The organism is Pseudoalteromonas amylolytica (assembly GCF_001854605.1).
Taxonomy (GTDB): Bacteria; Pseudomonadota; Gammaproteobacteria; order Enterobacterales; family Alteromonadaceae; genus Pseudoalteromonas; species Pseudoalteromonas amylolytica.
Genome location: NZ_MKJU01000031.1, coordinates 135,714 through 155,047, shown reverse-complemented (window position 1 = coordinate 155,047; position 19,334 = coordinate 135,714). Strand labels below are relative to the sequence as shown.

Here is a 19,334-nt window from a genome sequence, read left to right as displayed (position 1 = left end):
TATTCGCGGGGTAGGGGAGCGTTCTGTAAGCGGTTGAAGGTGTACCGGGAGGTATGCTGGACGTATCAGAAGTGCGAATGCTGACATGAGTAACGATAAGAGGAGTGAAAAACTCCTCCGCCGGAAGACCAAGGGTTCCTATCCCATGTTAATCAGGGTAGGGTAAGTCGACCCCTAAGGCGAGGCTGAAGAGCGTAGTCGATGGGAAACGGGTTAATATTCCCGTACTTGGAATAATTGCGATGGGGGGACGGAGCAGGCTAAGTAAGCATGGCGTTGGTTGTCCATGTGAAAGTGTGTAGGCTGAGAACTTAGGAAAATCCGGGTTCTTAAGGCTGAGACACGAGACGAGCATCTACGGATGTGAAGTTACTGATGCCCTACTTCCAGGAAAAGCCTCTAAGCTTCAGATTATTTCGAATCGTACCCCAAACCGACACAGGTGGTCAGGTAGAGAATACTAAGGCGCTTGAGAGAACTCGGGTGAAGGAACTAGGCAAAATTGTACCGTAACTTCGGGAGAAGGTACGCTGACATTAGGTGAAGAGCTTCGCGCTTGGAGCTGAAGTCAGCCGCAGTGACCAGGTGGCTGGGACTGTTTATTAAAAACACAGCACTGTGCAAAATCGTAAGATGACGTATACGGTGTGACACCTGCCCGGTGCCGGAAGGTTAATTGATGGGGTTAGACTTAGGTCGAAGCTCTTGATCGAAGCCCCGGTAAACGGCGGCCGTAACTATAACGGTCCTAAGGTAGCGAAATTCCTTGTCGGGTAAGTTCCGACCTGCACGAATGGTGTAACCATGGCCACGCTGTCTCCACCCGAGACTCAGTGAAATTGAAATCGCAGTGAAGATGCTGTGTACCCGCGGCTAGACGGAAAGACCCCGTGAACCTTTACTACAGCTTGGCACTGAACATTGACCCTACATGTGTAGGATAGGTGGGAGGCTTTGAAGCGCAGACGCTAGTTTGTGTGGAGCCGTCCTTGAAATACCACCCTTGTAGTGTTGATGTTCTAACTTAGGCCCCTAATCGGGGTTGAGGACAGTGCCTGGTGGGTAGTTTGACTGGGGCGGTCTCCTCCCAAAGAGTAACGGAGGAGCACGAAGGTTGGCTAAGTACGGTCGGACATCGTACGGTTAGTGTAATGGTAGAAGCCAGCTTAACTGCGAGACAGACACGTCGAGCAGGTACGAAAGTAGGTCATAGTGATCCGGTGGTTCTGAATGGAAGGGCCATCGCTCAACGGATAAAAGGTACTCCGGGGATAACAGGCTGATACCGCCCAAGAGTTCATATCGACGGCGGTGTTTGGCACCTCGATGTCGGCTCATCACATCCTGGGGCTGAAGTCGGTCCCAAGGGTATGGCTGTTCGCCATTTAAAGTGGTACGCGAGCTGGGTTTAGAACGTCGTGAGACAGTTCGGTCCCTATCTGCCGTGGGCGTTTGAGAATTGAGAGGGGCTGCTCCTAGTACGAGAGGACCGGAGTGGACGAACCGCTGGTGTTCGGGTTGTGATGCCAATTGCATTGCCCGGTAGCTACGTTCGGAATCGATAACCGCTGAAAGCATCTAAGCGGGAAGCGAGCCTCGAGATGAGTTCTCACTTTAACTTTAAGTTAACTGAAGGGCCGTTGAAGACTACAACGTTGATAGGCTGGGTGTGGAAGTGTAGTGATACATTAAGCTAACCAGTACTAATTACCCGTGAGGCTTAACCATACAACGCCAAAGTGGTTTTACACGCTAGAAGTTAGTGTTACTAAAGTAGCGTTTTACGAATTATCAGAATTTCCGAATTTTAACCAAATTTGCTTGGTGACCATAGCGTTTTGGAACCACCTGACTCCATGCCGAACTCAGAAGTGAAACGAAACAGCGTCGATGATAGTGTGGCAGCTGCCATGTGAAAGTAGAACATCGCCAAGCACCTAATTATAGAAAGCCCGATTCGAAAGAGTCGGGCTTTTTGGGTCTGTAGGTCGTGATAAGCGTAGCGCCATCCGACGTTTAAGAGAATCCCTCGGCATTCTATAACCCTCGGCATTCTATAAAACCGCTCACTTCACCTTGCGCAAAGGAAACGTCCTCACTGCGTTCGTTATCGTTAACCCTTTGCACTTAATTCACCTTGCGCAAAAGCCACGGACTTCGTCCATAATTTTGCACTCCACTTGCGCAAAGGAAACGCCCTCACTGCGTCCGCTGTCGTTAACCCTTTGCACCACCGCACCCCAGCTTGCCTCAAATTTAATCAATTAATTACTTGTGGCCTACACCTAAATTAGAGACAATTGAAAGGTTAATATTGGGATAATAGGAACATTAATGAAGATGAAACCAAATCTAGGTGTAGTTGCAGCCGCTACCCTATTTGCAGGAAGCACTCTGGCTGAAGAGTCTCAGTTGGTAACCCGCCATAATTACGAGACGGTACAAGCTTTACTCGCGCAGAATGACTATGCGAGTAAAGGGAATAGTAGTCAAAATGTATTGAACTTTAAAAGAATACACACTCCAGTGACTGCTACTCGGATGGCAAAAGGAGCAGATCAGCCATATCGACTTCAGCAGTATTATGGACAGACTCCGATTTGGGCACAGCAATTGAGCGTGCAAGGCAATGGCGGACATATTAGTGGTTTTTTTGTACAAAGTGTGAATGAGGTCGAATTAAAAAAATCACAAAACCTCAAATTCGATGTCAACAAAGCTGCTCAAATAGCTTTGCTGCGGGCAAAGTTAGATAAATCAACACCATATACAATTAGCTCGAATCAGCGATATGTAGTCGTGCAGTCAGGTGAAGCAAAGTTTGCACGCATGGTTGAGTTAGACGTATTGACCGAGCAGATGCACTCCAAGCCTGTCGTATTAGTGCTTGAGTCAGACTACTCATTGGTAAAGCATTGGAATAATGTTCACAGTGCTGAAGCGACTGGGCCGGGCGGTAATACAAAGATTGGTCGTTATGAATATGGAACTGATTTTCCTGCACTTGTGGTGACACAAGTTGACGAGACTTGTTATCTAGAGAATGAAAAAGTCAAAACGGTTACCATGGAATCAGGGAGCGAGCCTAGTGAAGCTTTCTCATTTGCGTGTAGTCACAATACCCATAAAGAAATAAATGGTGCTTATTCACCACTGAACGATGCTCATGCGTTTGGTACTGCTGTTTATGATATGTACCGCGATTGGTATAACACAGCGCCTTTAACTTTTAAGTTGTTGATGCGTGTTCACTCAGGTAATGGGTGGGAAAATGCAACATGGAATGGCTATGCGATGACCTTTGGTGATGGTGCTAACAGGTTTCATCCATTGGTGACGCTAGACATTGTGTCACACGAAGTAAGTCATGGTTTCACCAATCAAAATTCAGATCTGATATATGCGGACCAATCGGGTGGTATTAATGAAGCTTTCTCTGATATTGCAGGTGAAGCAGCTGAGTATTACTTAAGAGGGAGTAATGATTGGCTAACTGGTGGTGACATGACCAAAACAACCGATGGCCTGCGTTATTTTGAGACCCCCTCTAGAGACGGCGTTTCTATTGATCATGCTTCTCAATATTATGCAGGAATTGACGTTCACTACAGCAGTGGTGTGTTTAACAGAGCATTTTATTTACTTTCGAACACCAATGGCTGGGATGTGCGTAAGGCGTTTGATTTGATGGTCAGAGCAAACCAGCAATATTGGGTTGCTTCATCAAATTTCGAGGATGGGGCATGTGGTGTTATCAACTCAGCAATTGACCTCAATTACACGGTTCAAGATGTTATCCAAGCTTTCGCTGATGTGGGCGTGGAATGTAATAATATTAAGTTCATTGATACAGACAATGATCTTATGGATGATAACTGGGAGCTGCTTTACGGGTTAAGTCCCAATGATCCCAATGATGCTCAGTCTGACCTTGATAACGATGGGTTAAATAACTTAACGGAGTATGAGTTACAAACTAACCCGACATTGAGCGATACGGATGAGGATGGTCTATCAGATTATGATGAGCATCATACTCATCAAACAAACCCAACCAATGTGGACTCAGACTCAGACCAAATGCCTGATGGTTGGGAAGTTAACTATGGTTTAGATCCGACTTCGTCAGCAGATGCAACATTAGACTTAGATAACGATGGCGCTAGTAATGTAGTCGAGTTTATATTCGGCACAGAACCGAATAACAGTGCTTCAGTCCCTGATATCAGTAGCGCTTTAAACCTTGATTTTGAAGATGGTGAGTTGCCACAGGAATTATCGTTTTCAGACTCAGCGAATCCTTGGCAAATAACCAATGTTAAAAGTAAAGGAACATACAGTTTAACGAACAATGATATCGATGATGGACAAAGAACTCATGCTGAAATTCTGGTATTAACAGATGGGGGAATACTGGCATTCGATTATTTGATAAATACAGAGCAAGGTTACGACTACTTTAAAGTATATATTAATGATTCTGAGGTCCTGAGTATCTCTGGGGAGCAGGATTGGCAGAACTTCCAGACAAATATCGATGCAGGTATACACAGACTACGGTTTGAATACTCTAAAGACGGTAGCGTATCGACCGAATTAGATGCGGTATTTATAGATAATATCCGAGTATTTGGTGCAAATTCCGATAGTGACGAAGATGGTATGCCTGATCTATGGGAAATTCGTTACGGTTTAGACCCAATGGATGCGACAGACGCAAATGGTGATCTTGATGAAGATGGCTTGACTAATATTGAGGAATTAAACCTAAGCACGTTCCCCGATAATAGCGATTCCGATGGTGATTTTATGCCAGATGGTTGGGAGCATTCTTATGGATTAAACCCACTATCTGACTCTGATAAGAACCTTGATTTAGACAACGATGGTGCAAGCAATCTATCTGAGTTTTTATATGGTACAGAGCCTAATAACCCTGAGTCTGTACCAGCTCAATCTCAGTTACCGCTATTTAATTTCGAAAATGGGGTATTACCCGAAGATTTTACTTCATCGGATGTAAATCAACCATGGATTGTAACCACTACGCGAAGTAAAGAGAACTACAGCCTCAGTAATAATGACATTGATGACTCACAAACTACCTATGTGGAATACTCATTTGAATCGGATGCAGGAACACTTTCCTTTGATTATTTAGTGAGCACCGAACAGAATTGGGATTATCTTCGAGTCTACCTCAATGGTCAGTTAACCCTGAGTTTGTCGGGTGAACATGATTGGCAGAGCTTTGTGTCACCGCTCGAAGCGGGTGCTTACACAATCCGCTTTGAATACTATAAAGATCTAAGTGTTTCAAATGGTCTAGATGCCGTATTTATCGATAACCTGAATATTTCTGGCTTAATTGATAACTCGCAAGATAGTGACGAAGATGGCATGCCCGATAGATGGGAAACCTCTCACAACCTAGACCCAAATGATGCTACGGACGCGTCAGCAGACCCAGATCTAGATGGCTTAACAAACCTTGAAGAGTTTAACAATTCAACAGACCCTCATAATGCTGATACGGACAATGATGGTATGCCTGATGGTTGGGAAGTTTCGTATAGCCTTAACCCGTTAAATGCAACAGATGCATCTATAGATAGTGATTCGGATGGGTTGACGAATTTAGAAGAGTTCAATCTTAACGCTATGCCTAATAACCAAGACAGTGATAGTGACGGCGTTTTGGATGTAGAAGACATTGAACCGAGTAACCCTGATGTTGGTGAAAATGCGGCACCTGAATTTGGGGTAATAGACGCGGTGACAATTGAAGCGACAGCCCAGTTCACTCCAATCGACTCAGTACTATCGTTACCCGAAGCGACAGATAATGGCCACAGAGCGCCGACTGTCTATTTACAAAACAGCGACGCTTTACCGCTTGGTGAGCATCAGTTAACTTGGGTCGCAGAAGACTTCGTCGGTAATCGAGCTGAGGTTGTTCAAACTGTTTTTATTGTTGATACGACAGCGCCTGTGTTGGTGAAAGACTCCTTGCAACTAAAGGGCCGAGATGAAGCTGCTTTTCTATTAGCAGTTAATGAAAGCGGGATTGTCCATGACACCGTGAGTGAGGTAACAGGGATTGAAGTAGTTGGAGCTGCAAACTTTAGTCCTGGCATTAAACAAATATCGTTAAAATTAACGGATGCTGCAGGTAACAGTGCCACTTATCAGCTTAATCTACATGTGTTGACTGAGTTGCGTATTGAACCGCAAGTTGTGGTGTACAGTAATTTTCACGCGCTTCTTAACTACTCGTTTATTGGCAGGCCAACGTCTGAGTTTGCGTTAACATTGACAAGTAGCAATGGATACTCTGAGTCTTTCAACGTTAAAGAAAACGGCAAGTTATATCTTAGTGAGCAGTTTTTGACGGGGGCAGATTTCGTCTATGTTGAGTTTATAGATACGGATGCGGTTTATGTTAACCAATTCTCAGTGTCTGCTTTCAGTTACTCTGAAGCTGAGCCGAAATTACAGGTAGATATAAACGCATGGCAAAACGGTGAGCCAATTACGCTAGGCGAGAAGCAAGGTGGCTTAATCTATATTGATTTCACACTGGCAAACATTCCTAGCAATAGCGACTATGGCTTTATGTTTGCAGAAGTTCCTCGTCACGCGCTTGAGAGCATTGAGTACAATGCTAATGTCGCGACAGTAGGGTTTAATCCTGAAAATATAGAGGGTGACGAAATTGCATTGGCAGTAGACATGAGTGCAGAGGGCCGTTTTGAAAGACAGGTGAAATACTCTCTACCACTTGGCAACGCAATTGAGCTGGATGCGCAAGCTGACTCTGACAATGATGGTATCTCGGACCTTGAAGAGGGGGTTAAAGACAGTGATCGTGACGGTATACCTGATTACCTAGATGATCAGCCTGATGTGACCTTGGCCAAACTTAACGACAACACATATGCAAGAACAACCAAAGTAACAGAACGACTTAGAGCGGGAGCAGCTAAATTGGCAGATTCTGGGCTTTCGACCAGTGATGTTTCTGTGTCTGAGGATGTGATTGCTAATTACGTCGCAGCAAAACAGTGGGATGCTGAGGTAATTGATGAAAAGTATCAGACGGTCAGTGAAATGGTCAGTGTAAACGTTGAAGTAGGAAACTTAGGTTCATCATCTGTACTATATGTCCCAGTCAAAAACACGCTTGTCGCAACCGACGAGATTAGTGCTAGAGCACTTACCCGCACAGGGTGGAAAGATGTGGATATGGTAAGTCTTGAGAGTGATTTGTCCGGTTGTGAGTCTTGCTTGGGTATCGCCATCAATGATGGTGGTGAAATGGACCTAGACGGTGAAGAGTCTGGCAATATTGAAGTCGTTGTGAAACTTGCGATTGATAAACCGAACCAAGCACCTGAGCTGGTGATAGCTGATTACCCGGATACCATGTATGAACGTTCGCAAATTACATTAGATGTGAGCCAAACAGTCGACCCGGATGGAGACAGTTTAACGTACAACTGGACCTCTGATCACGCGAGCTTAGAAGTAACTCCAACTGATGTAAGCGGGGTTGCAATCGTTAAAGTAGGTGAGATCTCTCAAGACTTTGAGGCGATTATCACACTATTTATTGATGATGGACATGAGTTGTTTGAGTCACCGTTTACTATCTCAGTAAAAAACGTCAACAGAGTTCCTCAGGTTGATGCTATTACGGATATCAGTTCACAAAGTGGTGAAAAGCTCACAATCTCTGCACAGGCAAGCGATTTAGATGGTGATACTTTGTCTTATCAATGGACACAAACCAGTGGCATCAAAGTCAATATAGAAAATGCCACTAGTAACACCCTGACGTTTGTTGCTCCAACAGTAGAGGAACAGTCGGAGTTAGCCTTCAAAGTTGTTGTAAGTGATGGTATTGCGTCCAGTCAGCAAGCAGTAACCATAACAGTAAAAGCTGAAAAGCCACTTGATGGAGACGGCACGGGTGGCAGCAGCAACTCTGGCACTGATGATGGCGGATCGGGAGGTAGCTTAAGTATATTAATATTCTTACTACTTTGTTTATCCGTGCTAAGACAGGCGCAGAGCGTAAGGTTTAGAGGGTAAAATAAGTGGCTGTTTAGGGGGATTGTTACCCTCTAGCAGATGCAATACTTAAATATCATAAAAGCATTGAGTACATATGGACTCAATGCTTTTTTATTGTACTAAAAGTAATAATTTGACGCTAGGTTTCAAGTGAGGTGTCGATTAACGATGCTTACATTTGACCAACAAACTGGTCATGGCATCCTTTTTTAATTTCATCGCGTGTTCGTACTCTTCGCGTGTACAGGTTAGTCTGCCGTAGATGTCTTTTCTGAGGATAGCGTCGGACATATTCATTTTTGGTTGATAAACTTTTCTATAGGTATTGAGTACGGCTTTACTGTCTCTTCCGAGCTTAGCAACCAGTATACTGATGTCTTGCTCGTTAATGTATTCTCCCCGCATCAAAGCTTTGCGAATCGGTTCTATTGCTTCGTTAAATTCAATTCGTCGGTCTCGGCCAATATTCAATGTATAGCCCAGCCAAGCGCCAAGAATAATACCCACAAACCCGCCAACCAACAGCCCAAGAATCATTTTTGACATTGTTAATCCTCAATAAGGAACGGCTACTAAGTTCACTCGTCACTTAATGAGTTTAATAGGGAATTTAAGATATGGTATGTGAATTGAGAAATCAGGGATAAATTGCAAGGTCTCACGCTCTTTGTCGTCCACATCAATACACACTGAAAGTACGCTCATTGCTATTTTTTTGCTGTTATCTTTTTGCGATTACAAGGAGCTGAGTGTGTACGGCTATGGTGTTGTAACGATGTTTTTTTCTGTGTAAGCAAATAGTCTTTGATACTAAAGTTGTAATTTCAATTAAAAATGCAAATGGTAATTGATCTTATTTGCATTTAGTGTAAATTAGCGCTCCATAACGAATGTGGAGGCAAAGGACAATGATTTACGACAGTATCCTATCTTGTGTAGGCAATACACCAACGGTACGTTTAAACAAAATGTTTCCGTATCAAGAGCATACCGTTTTAGCAAAGCTAGAAATGCTTAACCCTGGAGGTAGTATTAAAGATCGCCCTGCTAAGTTCATGGTAGAGCAGGGGATTAAGCGAGGAGACATCACACCTTACAGTCATATCATCGAAAGCTCATCGGGAAATTTGGCCATTGCGCTTGCGATGATTTGTCAACAACATGCACTTCCTTTTACGGCGGTCGTTGATCCTAAAATCTCACCAACTAATTTGAAGCTACTAGAGATATATGGTGCAAACATCGTTCAGGTTACTGAAAAGGACCAAAACAATGGTTATCTGCAAACTCGTATCGACACGGTACAACGCTTAGTTGCGCAAACACCCAACAGTGTATGGATCAATCAATATGCGAATCCAGATAACTGGCGTAGCCATTATTTTGGGGAAGCTGAAGAAATTCTTAATGACCTTGAAGTAAAAGTCGACTATTTGGTCGTCGGAGCGAGTACCTCTGGCACTTTGATGGGGGTAGCGCGTCGCTTAAAAGAGGCAAATAAGAACCTTAAAGTTATCGCCGTAGACATTACTGGCTCGGTGCTATTTGGCGGAACCTCTGGCCCAAGAGAATTACCCGGTATTGGTGCAAGCAGAGTACCAGAGCTGTTAGACCCAACAGAGGTTGATGAAGTGATTTATGTGGACGACTATGAGTCCGCATCAGCCTGCCGAGAGCTTGTTAAAAAAGAAAGCATTTTTGCTGGAGGCTCGAGTGGCTCTGCAATTGCAGCGATTAAAAAGCTGCTTCCTACAATCCCTAAACACAGCGTTGTGTTAACCCTGTTTGCTGATCGTGGCGACCGTTATCTGGATTTAGTTTACGACCAGGATTGGTTCGACATGGTTAAGCAACGCCACCTTTCAAATTCAATTACGCAATTAGAACAAATCGTCTAGTAAGGAATTATCAATGACAGTACAAACTGAACTACGCTATTTAAGTCAAACCGACCTTAAGAAGTTGGGCGCAGATCACAGTGATGCCTTTATTCAAGCAATTGAAGAGGGTCTTAGCTTACACGCAAAACAACAATTTGTTCAGCCACTTAAGCCTTATTTAAGATGGCCAGATGCGCCACACATCGCAGACCGTATCATTGCAATGCCTTGTTATTTGGGTGGTGAAAACCCAATTGCTGGTATTAAGTGGATAGGCTCTCGCCAACACAATCCGAGTAAATTTGATATGCCACGTGCCAGTGCAGTGATCATCCTAAATGATGCTCAAACTAACTACCCTGTGGCTATCATGGAAGCAAGCTTGATCAGCGCGATGCGCACTGCAGCTATCACAGGAGTTGCGACCAAGTATCTGGCTAAAAAGGACTTCAGTGATGTTTCTATCATTGGTTGTGGTCCGATAGCGCAGATGCAGGTGCAAACATTGCTTGAGCAATATCAATCTATCAAAACCATTCATTTATATGACTTATCAGCAACAGCGGCGGATCGATTGATCAGTCAATTTGCCGGTGACTACCCAGCAGTTGAGTTTGTTATTCACCCAAGCGCGCAAGGGGCTGTTGAGCAAGCAGATGTATTAGTAACTTGTACTGTTTCAGATGCGCCTTATATTCCATACGCATGGCTTAAGAAGGGCTGTTTTGTTTCGAACATCTCGATCATGGACATCGAAAAAGAAGTGTTCGTAAAAGCAGACAAAGTTATCGTTGATGATTGGGACCAGTCAAACCGTGAGAAGAAGGTTATCAACCAGCTTGTTGAAGAAGGAAAATTTAGTCGTGATGCACTGCATGCAGAGTTGGGTGAAATCGTACTTGGCGAAGTGGTTGGCCGTGAAAATGATGATGAAATTATTCTTCTCAACCCAATGGGCATGGCAATCGATGACATTGTGTGTGCGCGTTGGTTTTATCAAGCTGCGTTGGCAAAAGACGCGGGTACAAAATTACCACTATTTTAAACGCTAAAGAAGCGCATGGACATGCTAAATAGCATGTCCACTTTTCTGAATATTAAGCCGAGTGTGAGCAAAGTTTTATAAGGCTTTGCGATTTAAAGGAGTTGAAATGACTTTATCGGTTAACCTTTATAACCCCCGCTTTGCACTGGTGCAAAAACTCATCGCTGCACTTTATCTTGAAAACTATGGTGACTTTAAAAGCCACTGTGTCTATCAACAAGGTCAGCTATTGGTGCGTCTTGATTCGCAAAGCCAGCTGGTTTTTACCTGTCAATTTCGTCCTATGGATATGGTTCCTTATGCTATAACTGACCCCGACATTTCTATACAAAAGCAGAATCTACAGCCAACATTGGTGTCTTTGACTTCATTAATGAGCCATTTCATCGAATCAGACTGGTGGCCTGAGGGTGACAATCAAAGAACCCTATCGAAGTGGCATGAAGTCGTACAGACGGTGAACGTATTAGCTCAGTCAGCGCCTGTTACACAAACGTCTGATTTATTTGAATGGCTAGCATTGGTGATAGACAGACCTAACCACCCATTTGCCCATGCCAAAGCGAGTTTGCAAACTGTGCTTGAAAATTGGACCCAGCAGCAAGTGCAATGGTGGGCTTTCCCTAAAGAGCAGGTATTTACTCGTCAATCACATACTGCATATCGCTTGCTACTGGACGACACTCAGCAGCTGCGTTTAGACGCCAAATTGGCTGATTTAAGCGACGATTATATTGCATTACCTATGCTTTTAAGTCAGGTGGCTGTAGCACGTGAAATTCCAGCAAGCAGAGATTTAGAATTTACGTCTGAACTTGGACTTGCCACCAGTTCACTACGTACCTTTTGTCACCCAACTGACGCGCTAAAGCATATAAAAATGGCCAGCAGTGCTACGCCATTAGGGGCGATGCGTACCATGCCTCCTCGATATTTGTATAATGGTGACTGCGCGTATGCGTTATTGCAGGACATTCTATCGCGCTCAAAAACACTCGCACAAAATGTACAATTGTGTGATGAACGCCAGTGGTGGAGCCTAAGTACACATCGAGATATGTTGCAGTGCAAAGGCGAGATAGGCGTACAACTTCGTTGCCTTCCGACGCATAACAAACAGTTTGTACTCTCTATGGCAGCGCTAAATCACCCTCAAGCGTGGCAGATGCTTGCTCAAGCGGGTGTGGACACCCAACAGCTTTTTACTAATTTAACTCAGCGCTTTGTACAAATGGGGCTGAACTTTTTGTTCTATGGTGTGGCACCAGAATGTCATGGACAAAATATTATTCTTTATATCAATAGTCACGACGACTTTACCTTTGTACTGCGTGACCATGACTCACTTAGAATTTGCCCTAAGCAATTGACCGCCAATCAATTAGCTTTACCTGATTATCAAATCAACTGGCATACGCCTAACACTTTAGTGTTGCCGGACCTTACTGAGTTGGCTAAATACTTTATTACGTTGGGGCTGCAGGTGAACTTGTACCCTATTGCTAAAGCAGTGGGGCAAGGAGTAGACGAGCAGGTGTTTTGGCGCACTGTGTATAGAGATATAGAGACTTGCCTTGCACAAATCAACGACGACACATTTACCAAGTGGGCAGAGCAATGCTTATTGAATGCGAAATATTGGCCATTTAAAGCAGTATTAGCACCATTGTTTGCCGCCGATGATGACGTGACAGGCATGCCAAGCGCCATGTCGACTATCGAGAACCCACTGTCATCGGTTAGGCAGCATCGACAGGAGAGGGCAAGTGACGTCGCCAACTAAGCCGCTTTATTTGCTACTCGCCACGCAATTTTTAGTCACTTTCTCATTAATGGTGCTGATACCTGTATTACCTCTTTACTTAGAGCAATTAGGTGATCAGCAGGCGGTTTCAGGCTTTTATTCAGCGTTAGCGTTATCCGCTCCTGCTGTTGGCGCTTTGTTCAGTGCGCCTTTGGTCGGTATGCTGGGTGACCGCTATCGCTACAAGAATATCTTTGTTGTAGCGCTTGTGTTGTTTGTGTTGTCTTTGCTGGGTATGGCGTGGTTTGAGTCAATCACGCTATTTATCGGGGCTCGATTTTTATTGGGACTTTCGGGCATTGGCGTAGTGCTGACACTGTTTTTTAGCCGCGCCACGATTGCCCCACAAGGCCATCAACTGGGAATGCAGCAGCAAGCTATTTCACTGGCGTGTTTGCTGGGCCCATTGGTAGGTGGCTATAGCCTACAGACGATAGGTATGGACACCGTTTTGGCCGTTACCGCTGGTGTGACCGTCAGCTGTTTATTGGCGCTGATGTGGTTGCTTGATAAAGATGTACTACAACCTCAAATCTCTGAGTCTCGTCAACGCCCAGTCAATAAATGTCGTTTTTCAACGCAGATATGGAGCTGGCTGATAGCTGGCGCTTTGTCGCAGGCTGGCGCTTTTGCGTTAGTGGTAGGTTTTGCTCTGTACATGACACAACAGTGGCCAAGCTCAAATGTCGCAAGCCAAATCGGTGTGATCCACGCTCTGGCATGGTGTGGCACCTTTGCCTTAGCAGGCTTTTGGGGACGACGCAATGCTGGTGGGTTTGGCGCACAATCATTTGCCCTTGGCGCATTGGGTTGTGGACTTTCAGTCATGCTAATCGATTTTGTATCGTCGCTTTGGCTTATCGCCATACTGCGCATCATACAGGGTGGCTTTTTCGCGACCCAATCACAAAGCTTATTTTTACAAGTTAGCACCTTGAGTCCTGCTGAGCAGCAAGGTCAGGCATTAGGGTGTGCAAAAAGCGCCCAAGTTGTGGGGCAATTGGTTGGCCCCTTTGCTGCTGCGTTTTGCTTTGCTCATTTTGGCGCCAGCAGTGTGCTTTGGCTGACCGCCGGACTATTTATCGCCGCCGCAATTTTGGTGAGTTTTTTACTATCAGTACAACAAGTTAATTTTAAGGTAAAAACACAATGAACACGATGGAATGGGCTTTGTTAGACACAAAGCTAGTTGAACAGTACCTCAACACATATATTCGCGAACGAGAAATCGACCTAGAGCAGTGTCGTTATTCTGGCAGCTATCAATATGCATTACCTTTGTCAGAGGACCTACAGGTGTTGTTTGATATACAGCACTATTCTATGACCGGTTATCACAGCTATGACATGCCGGTGGCAATTTGTGAATCGGGTATAACGAAAGAGCTTAAAGATATCAATGTCTTGCTTGTTCATTTGTGTAATGCATTGGCGCAAGTGAGCACTAAAGAGGCTGCGGATGAGTTCTACAACAAAGTGACAAACAGCGTACGTTACTGCCGTCACTATGTTAACGAAGTGATAAAGCAACCTAACAAGTCATCACAGCGTGATGAGTTCGTATCAGCGGAGCAGGGGTTATTGCTTGGTCACCCATTTCATGTCACTTCAAAAGCCTGCCAAGGTTTTAGTGATGAAGACTTAGCACGCTATAGCCCAGAGTTAGGCGCTGCATTTAAGCTACATTATTTTGCATTATCTCCCGCACTGTATAAACAGCGTGTGATCAGCGATTATCAGATACCGCAAGACCCGATTATGCTTGAGGAAGCAAAGTCTTTGCTAGGTGAGCGTTTTGATGATTACCAACTGCTACCTTGTCATCCATGGCAAGCAAATCACTTACTAGAAGATGAAACAGTGAAAGCGTACCTAGAGGAAGATGAAATTATCTCTTTAGGGCCGATGGGGGAAACGGTGTGGCCAACTTCATCTGTACGTACGGTGTTTGCGCCAAAACAAGGCTTATTCGTGAAGTTAGCACTGGATGTACGTATCACTAACTTTATACGTAATAATCCCCCAAGCCATTTGGAACGCGCGCTCGATGCCAGTGAAGTTATCGTTGAAAATCAACTGGAAAAAGGTATCGCACGTTTAAGGCTATTGCCAGAACTTGCTTATCAAACAATCAACAATGAGGCGTTGGCAGCGTCATTTGCCGTTCTATATCGTCAAGGGTTGAGTGAATCCATGCAAGCGCAAACGCGCATTCTAGCGGCGTTAGTAGAGGAGTCGCCAATTACAGGCACAATGCCGTTAAGTGGTTTTATTTGTAGTGCAGCGCAAGCACATAACACCACGGTTAATGAGGCATTTCTAAGCCAGTGGTGGCACGGGTACTTAGATGCTGCGCTATTACCAACGCTTAGATTGTTCGCAAGCTCAGGCGTGAGTCTAGAGGCCCATCTACAAAATGCGTTGATGTACTTTGAGAATGGATGGCCAAGCATGCTGGTGGTCAGAGATATGGAAGGGTGCAGTGTTTCAGCACACAGGCAGCCAAGTTTAGATCCAAATAGCTCAGCCAGTTACAGTGAAGACGAAGCATGGTTCCGTTACCAATACTACGTGGTGGTTAATCACATTGCACATGTACTATCAGCTGTAGCGCGTAACCACGGCATTTCTGAAAACACGCTTTGGTCTGTCACCCGTGAGTTTTTAGCGAATGTAGCAAGCGATGACATCGCAAAGCCCCAAGCCGTGGCGTTATTAGATAGCGCTACATTACCAGCAAAAGGTAACTTACTCAGTACGCTACATGGCTGTGGCGAATCGCCTGTTTGGGTAAATATAGATAATCCATTGCGTTATCAAAGTGACTCACACGTGTCGAATCAAAAGAGCGCAGAGCAAAGGGTTGTCACCCAGCTAATTGAAGCTTTACTGTATGAAAAAGTACTCCCATACCATTGGCAAAACAATAAACTAGTGTTGCCTTTGGATGAGCAAACACACTATGAAGTGATAGCGCGAACAACTGCTCATTTTGAGCGAATTCGCATTGATTATGCAACGTTAGTGCGTCACCAGGGTGGCCGTACTAGTGGGTTATCATTGGCGCAGGTCATGGTAGATTTAGCAAAGTTAGAGCTCGCTCCAACCGACGTATGGTCTAGGTTCTATGATGAGTTACATCATACCACGCAAAAGCATAGTCAGGTTTTGGCCGCAAAGCCACAGACACCAATTAGAGATATGGATTATGCACAGTGTGAAGCGAAAATAAGTAATGGTCATCTTTATCACCCCAGTTTTAAATCGCGATTAGGCTTTACATTAAAGGATAACGCCAACTACGGCCCTGAGCTTGCCAAGCCAATGCATTTGCGCTGGCTAGCTGTTGACCTACAGCAGGTGAGCGCCAATTTTGCAAGCGGTTATAGCACTCAGAGCCTAGCCCGGAATCACTTTAATGATGGCCAGTTGTTGCAAATTGAAACTCAACTCAAGGCTTATGGTACAACGCTAAATCAAGTCATGTTGTTACCTGTGCACCCTTGGCAGTGGGAGCATATTGGCGAGATTTACTTTGCGTCGCGCCAAGGACTTTACCCAATTGAGATAGATGGCCATCGTTACTTGCCGCAGCAATCAATTCGTACGCTCAGTGATTACAGTGATGTAACGGCGTTGTCTGTTAAATTGGCGCTGAGTATTACCAATACCTCAACATCTAGAGTGTTGGCTCCACACACCATTGCCAATGCGGGGATGATAAGCGATTGGTTGTGCAGCTTGCTGCAAGACAATGATGCTTGGCAACAGGTCACGCGACCTATCATTCTCAAGGAGGTGGCGGGGGTTAGCGTATTGTCACAACCTATGCTTAGCGCGCAGTATGGTGCATTGGGTTGTATCTGGCGTGAAAGTGTTTATCAGCATGTACAATCGCCAGAGTCAGTGGTACCAGTGACGGCACTGATGCAGCTAGATATCGATGACCAGCCATTGATTGCACCTTGGGTAGAACAGTATGGTTTAACAACATGGCTAAGTGCGTTGGTTGACCATGTTTATATACCTGTTATGCATATGCTTTGGCAGCATGGTGTGGCTATGGAGTCTCACGCACAAAACATGCTGTTGGTACACAGGCAAGGCTTACCTGTTCAGGCTGCATTGAAAGATTTTCATGACGGTGTGAGATTTAGCGTGGCTTTGCTTGATAAACCAGAGCTGTTGCCAAGTCTTATTGAGTCGCCAGCAGAGCATGCCCGTGTTAACCCAAATTCATTCTTGCAGACTGATTGTAAAGATGAACTGCGCGACTTTACTCAAGATGCATTGTGTTTTGTGAATTTGGCTGAGCTGGGTTGGTTTATAGAGCAGCACTTTGCATTGGATGGCGAGGCGTTCTGGGATTTAGTTCGCAGCCGTATTGAACGCTATCAAAGTGCTCATTCTCACCTTAACGAGCGCTTCGAAATGTTTGACTTTTTTGCGCCGAACATCGACGTAGAGCAATTGGCTTGTCGTCGCTTTATGCCAGAGCAGCGTTTGCGCGTCATGTCAGTGAGCAACCCGTTGGCTGAGGCAAACTCTGGAGTTAAAAAATGAGTCAGCCTAGATTAAAGCAGCGGCTATCTCAGTCAAACCAATGCTTTGGGGTGTTTAGCTCTATTTCCGATGCAGTGGCTATCGAGCAGCTAGCGTTGGCGGGCTATGACTTCATCATATTTGATTTAGAACACACCTTGCATAGCTTAAAAGATGTGGAAATCGCTTTGTTGGCAGCAAGAGCCGCTGAGTTGGACGTATTGGTACGGATCCCACAAGGACGCTATGACCTAATCGCACCGCTTTTGGATGCAGGCGCTAGTGGTATTGTTTGCGCTATGGTGGAAACACCAGAGCAGGCGCAGCTGCTGGTGGAGCGTTGTTACTACGCGCCGTTAGGTATGCGTGGATTAAACTCCACGCGGCTCAATAGCTACGCAACAAAAGATCTCGCCAAAAGCATGATTGAGGCGAACAAACAAACCGTGGTGGTCGCCATGATAGAGACCCAACTAGGGGTTGAAAATGCACTGCAGATAGCATCAACACTGGGTGTTGACGCTGTACTTGAAGGTGCCGCTGACTTATCGCAATCTCTGGGCGTTGCATGGCAAACGCAGCACCCAAGTGTACGCGCTGCGGTAACACAAATTGCTCAAGCATGTGAGCACGCACAAAGCCGTTTTATGGCAATTCCACGCACCACTGAGGCTGTGGCGCAATGGCAGCAAAGTGGCGTGACCAATTTTGTCCTAGGCGATGATAGAAGCATCATGCGTAACGCCCATAAAGCACATATTGCGCAGTTTAAAAAGGAGCTGGAACAGTGACCGTCAGCATTGAAAAAATAAACGAGTATGTTGCTAAGCAACAACAAGAGGTTTGCGCCTTTATATACGACTTAAATAGCTTAACAGAGCATGTTCAATCATTGCTTAACCCATTGCCAGAAGCGGTACAATTTTACTATGCCATTAAGGCCAATAGCGATGAGCAGGTATTACGTGCGTTACTGCCGCACGTGTATGGTTTTGAAGTTGCGTCAATGGGTGAAATAGAAAAGGTTAGGGCAGTGAGTGAAACCGTCCCCATTGCTTTTGGTGGCCCGGGTAAAACAATCACTGAGCTAACAGCGGCATTGGCGCATAATGTCACGTTGTATCATCTTGAAAGTCAGTTGCAAATGCAGCGCTTGAATTGGCTGGCTCAAGAGCAAGGAAAAACAGTTGAGGTGCTACTAAGAGTTAACCCAAGCTTTGCATTGCCCGATGCGACATTACAAATGGCTGGCAAGGCGACCCAATTTGGTATTGAGCAAAGCGAGCTTGAGGGCATGCTCTCTGAGCTAAGTCGTTATCCAAATTTACGTGTTGTTGGATTTCACTTTCATTGTATTTCTAATAACTTACAAGAAAATACCCAGATCAAAGCGATTGAAAAATACATAACGACTGCGCTGCAATGGCAACAGCAATATGACCTAGAGCTGAGTACCGTCAATGTAGGTGGCGGCATAGGTGTTACTTATCAAGAGCAGCAGCGCCCGTTCGATTGGTCAAGCTATTGTGAGCAACTAAGCGCATTGCTTAAGCGTTTTCCAGAACTAAATATTGCCATGGAATGTGGTCGTTTTGTCAGTGCTTATTGTGGTGTGTACTTGGCTGAGGTGACGGATGTTAAGCGTAATCATGGTGAAAACTTTGCGGTGCTGCGAGGTGGTAACCATCACTTTAGGTTGCCATCATCGTGGCAGCACAATCATCCATTTAGGGTGCTTGCACGAGAAGAGTGGCCCTATCCATTTACTAGGCCTGAGTTAAACGATGCGCCAGTGACCTTATGTGGAGAACTCTGTACGCCTAAAGATGTGCTAGCCAAAGGGGTAGTGGTAGAGCGCTTGCGTGCGGGCGATATCATCGTTTTTGAAAAAGCGGGTGCGTATGGTTGGCATATTTCTCACCACGACTTTTTATCTCACCCTCATCCACAAAGAGTGTATTTGTAACCTTCGGTGCAGCAGCGGCTG

The 19,334-nt window shown here is 45.0% G+C and carries 9 protein-coding genes and 2 rRNA genes; 10 read left to right on the top strand and 1 reads right to left on the bottom strand.

Going from position 1 to position 19,334, the window contains the following annotated elements; genetic code table 11:
• The 3 genes from BET10_RS18400 to BET10_RS18390 all read left to right on the top strand — a co-directional run.
• Positions 1–1,728, top strand: a 23S ribosomal RNA gene (locus tag BET10_RS18400); the annotation flags it as partial.
• Positions 1,729–1,820: 92 nt separating this feature from the next.
• A 5S ribosomal RNA gene (rrf, locus tag BET10_RS18395) occupies positions 1,821–1,935 on the top strand.
• A gap of 399 nt (positions 1,936–2,334) precedes the next feature.
• Positions 2,335–8,094 (top strand): M4 family metallopeptidase, encoded by a 5,760-nt coding sequence (locus tag BET10_RS18390; protein WP_070987148.1) that lies wholly within the window; start codon positions 2,335–2,337, stop codon positions 8,092–8,094.
• 144 nt (positions 8,095–8,238) lie between these two features.
• Here the strand turns inward: BET10_RS18390 and BET10_RS18385 are convergent, their stop codons facing one another.
• Positions 8,239–8,622, bottom strand: coding sequence for a hypothetical protein (locus BET10_RS18385; RefSeq protein ID WP_070987147.1), 384 nt, complete (start codon positions 8,620–8,622; stop codon positions 8,239–8,241).
• A gap of 362 nt (positions 8,623–8,984) precedes the next feature.
• Here BET10_RS18385 and sbnA point away from each other — a divergent pair, with 362 nt between their 5' ends.
• The 7 genes from sbnA to BET10_RS18350 all read left to right on the top strand — a co-directional run bounded on the left by sbnA (position 8,985) and on the right by BET10_RS18350 (position 19,313).
• Positions 8,985–9,974 carry a 2,3-diaminopropionate biosynthesis protein SbnA gene (sbnA, locus tag BET10_RS18380; protein WP_070987146.1) on the top strand — a complete coding sequence of 330 codons (990 nt, stop codon included), beginning with the start codon at positions 8,985–8,987 and terminating at the stop codon, positions 9,972–9,974.
• A gap of 13 nt (positions 9,975–9,987) precedes the next feature.
• Entirely contained in the window at positions 9,988–11,001 is a 1,014-nt protein-coding gene (sbnB, locus tag BET10_RS18375) for a 2,3-diaminopropionate biosynthesis protein SbnB (protein ID WP_070987145.1), read from the top strand.
• Between the two features lie 106 nt (positions 11,002–11,107).
• Positions 11,108–12,784: an IucA/IucC family protein gene (locus tag BET10_RS18370; RefSeq protein WP_070987144.1), complete on the top strand. Its 1,677-nt coding sequence runs from the start codon at positions 11,108–11,110 to the stop codon at positions 12,782–12,784.
• A complete protein-coding gene (locus BET10_RS18365; protein WP_070987143.1) occupies positions 12,768–13,958 on the top strand; it encodes an MFS transporter in 1,191 nt (396 codons plus the stop codon). Before BET10_RS18370 ends, BET10_RS18365 begins: the two co-directional genes overlap by 17 nt.
• Entirely contained in the window at positions 13,955–17,368 is a 3,414-nt protein-coding gene (locus BET10_RS18360) for an IucA/IucC family protein (RefSeq protein WP_070987142.1), read from the top strand. The genes BET10_RS18365 and BET10_RS18360 overlap by 4 nt, the downstream gene beginning before the upstream one ends.
• The gene (locus tag BET10_RS18355; RefSeq protein WP_070987141.1) at positions 17,365–18,138 is read left to right on the top strand and encodes an HpcH/HpaI aldolase family protein; all 774 of its coding nucleotides are present in this window, start codon (positions 17,365–17,367) and stop codon (positions 18,136–18,138) included. The genes BET10_RS18360 and BET10_RS18355 overlap by 4 nt, the downstream gene beginning before the upstream one ends.
• Positions 18,135–19,313, top strand: coding sequence for a type III PLP-dependent enzyme (locus tag BET10_RS18350; RefSeq protein ID WP_170829179.1), 1,179 nt, complete (start codon positions 18,135–18,137; stop codon positions 19,311–19,313). Before BET10_RS18355 ends, BET10_RS18350 begins: the two co-directional genes overlap by 4 nt.
• Positions 19,314–19,334: the final 21 nt, after the last annotated feature.

What these genes read in the sequence shown, in the direction of transcription:
- BET10_RS18355 (WP_070987141.1), top strand. Translation starts at nt 17,365, where the DNA reads ATGAGTCAGCCTAGATTAAAGCAGCGGCTATCTCAGTCAAACCAATGC.
- BET10_RS18360 (WP_070987142.1), top strand. Translation starts at nt 13,955, where the DNA reads ATGAACACGATGGAATGGGCTTTGTTAGACACAAAGCTAGTTGAACAG.
- BET10_RS18370 (WP_070987144.1), top strand. Translation starts at nt 11,108, where the DNA reads ATGACTTTATCGGTTAACCTTTATAACCCCCGCTTTGCACTGGTGCAA.
- sbnB (WP_070987145.1), top strand. Translation starts at nt 9,988, where the DNA reads ATGACAGTACAAACTGAACTACGCTATTTAAGTCAAACCGACCTTAAG.
- BET10_RS18385 (WP_070987147.1), bottom strand. Translation starts at nt 8,622, where the DNA reads ATGTCAAAAATGATTCTTGGGCTGTTGGTTGGCGGGTTTGTGGGTATT.
- BET10_RS18390 (WP_070987148.1), top strand. Translation starts at nt 2,335, where the DNA reads ATGAAGATGAAACCAAATCTAGGTGTAGTTGCAGCCGCTACCCTATTT.
- sbnA (WP_070987146.1), top strand. Translation starts at nt 8,985, where the DNA reads ATGATTTACGACAGTATCCTATCTTGTGTAGGCAATACACCAACGGTA.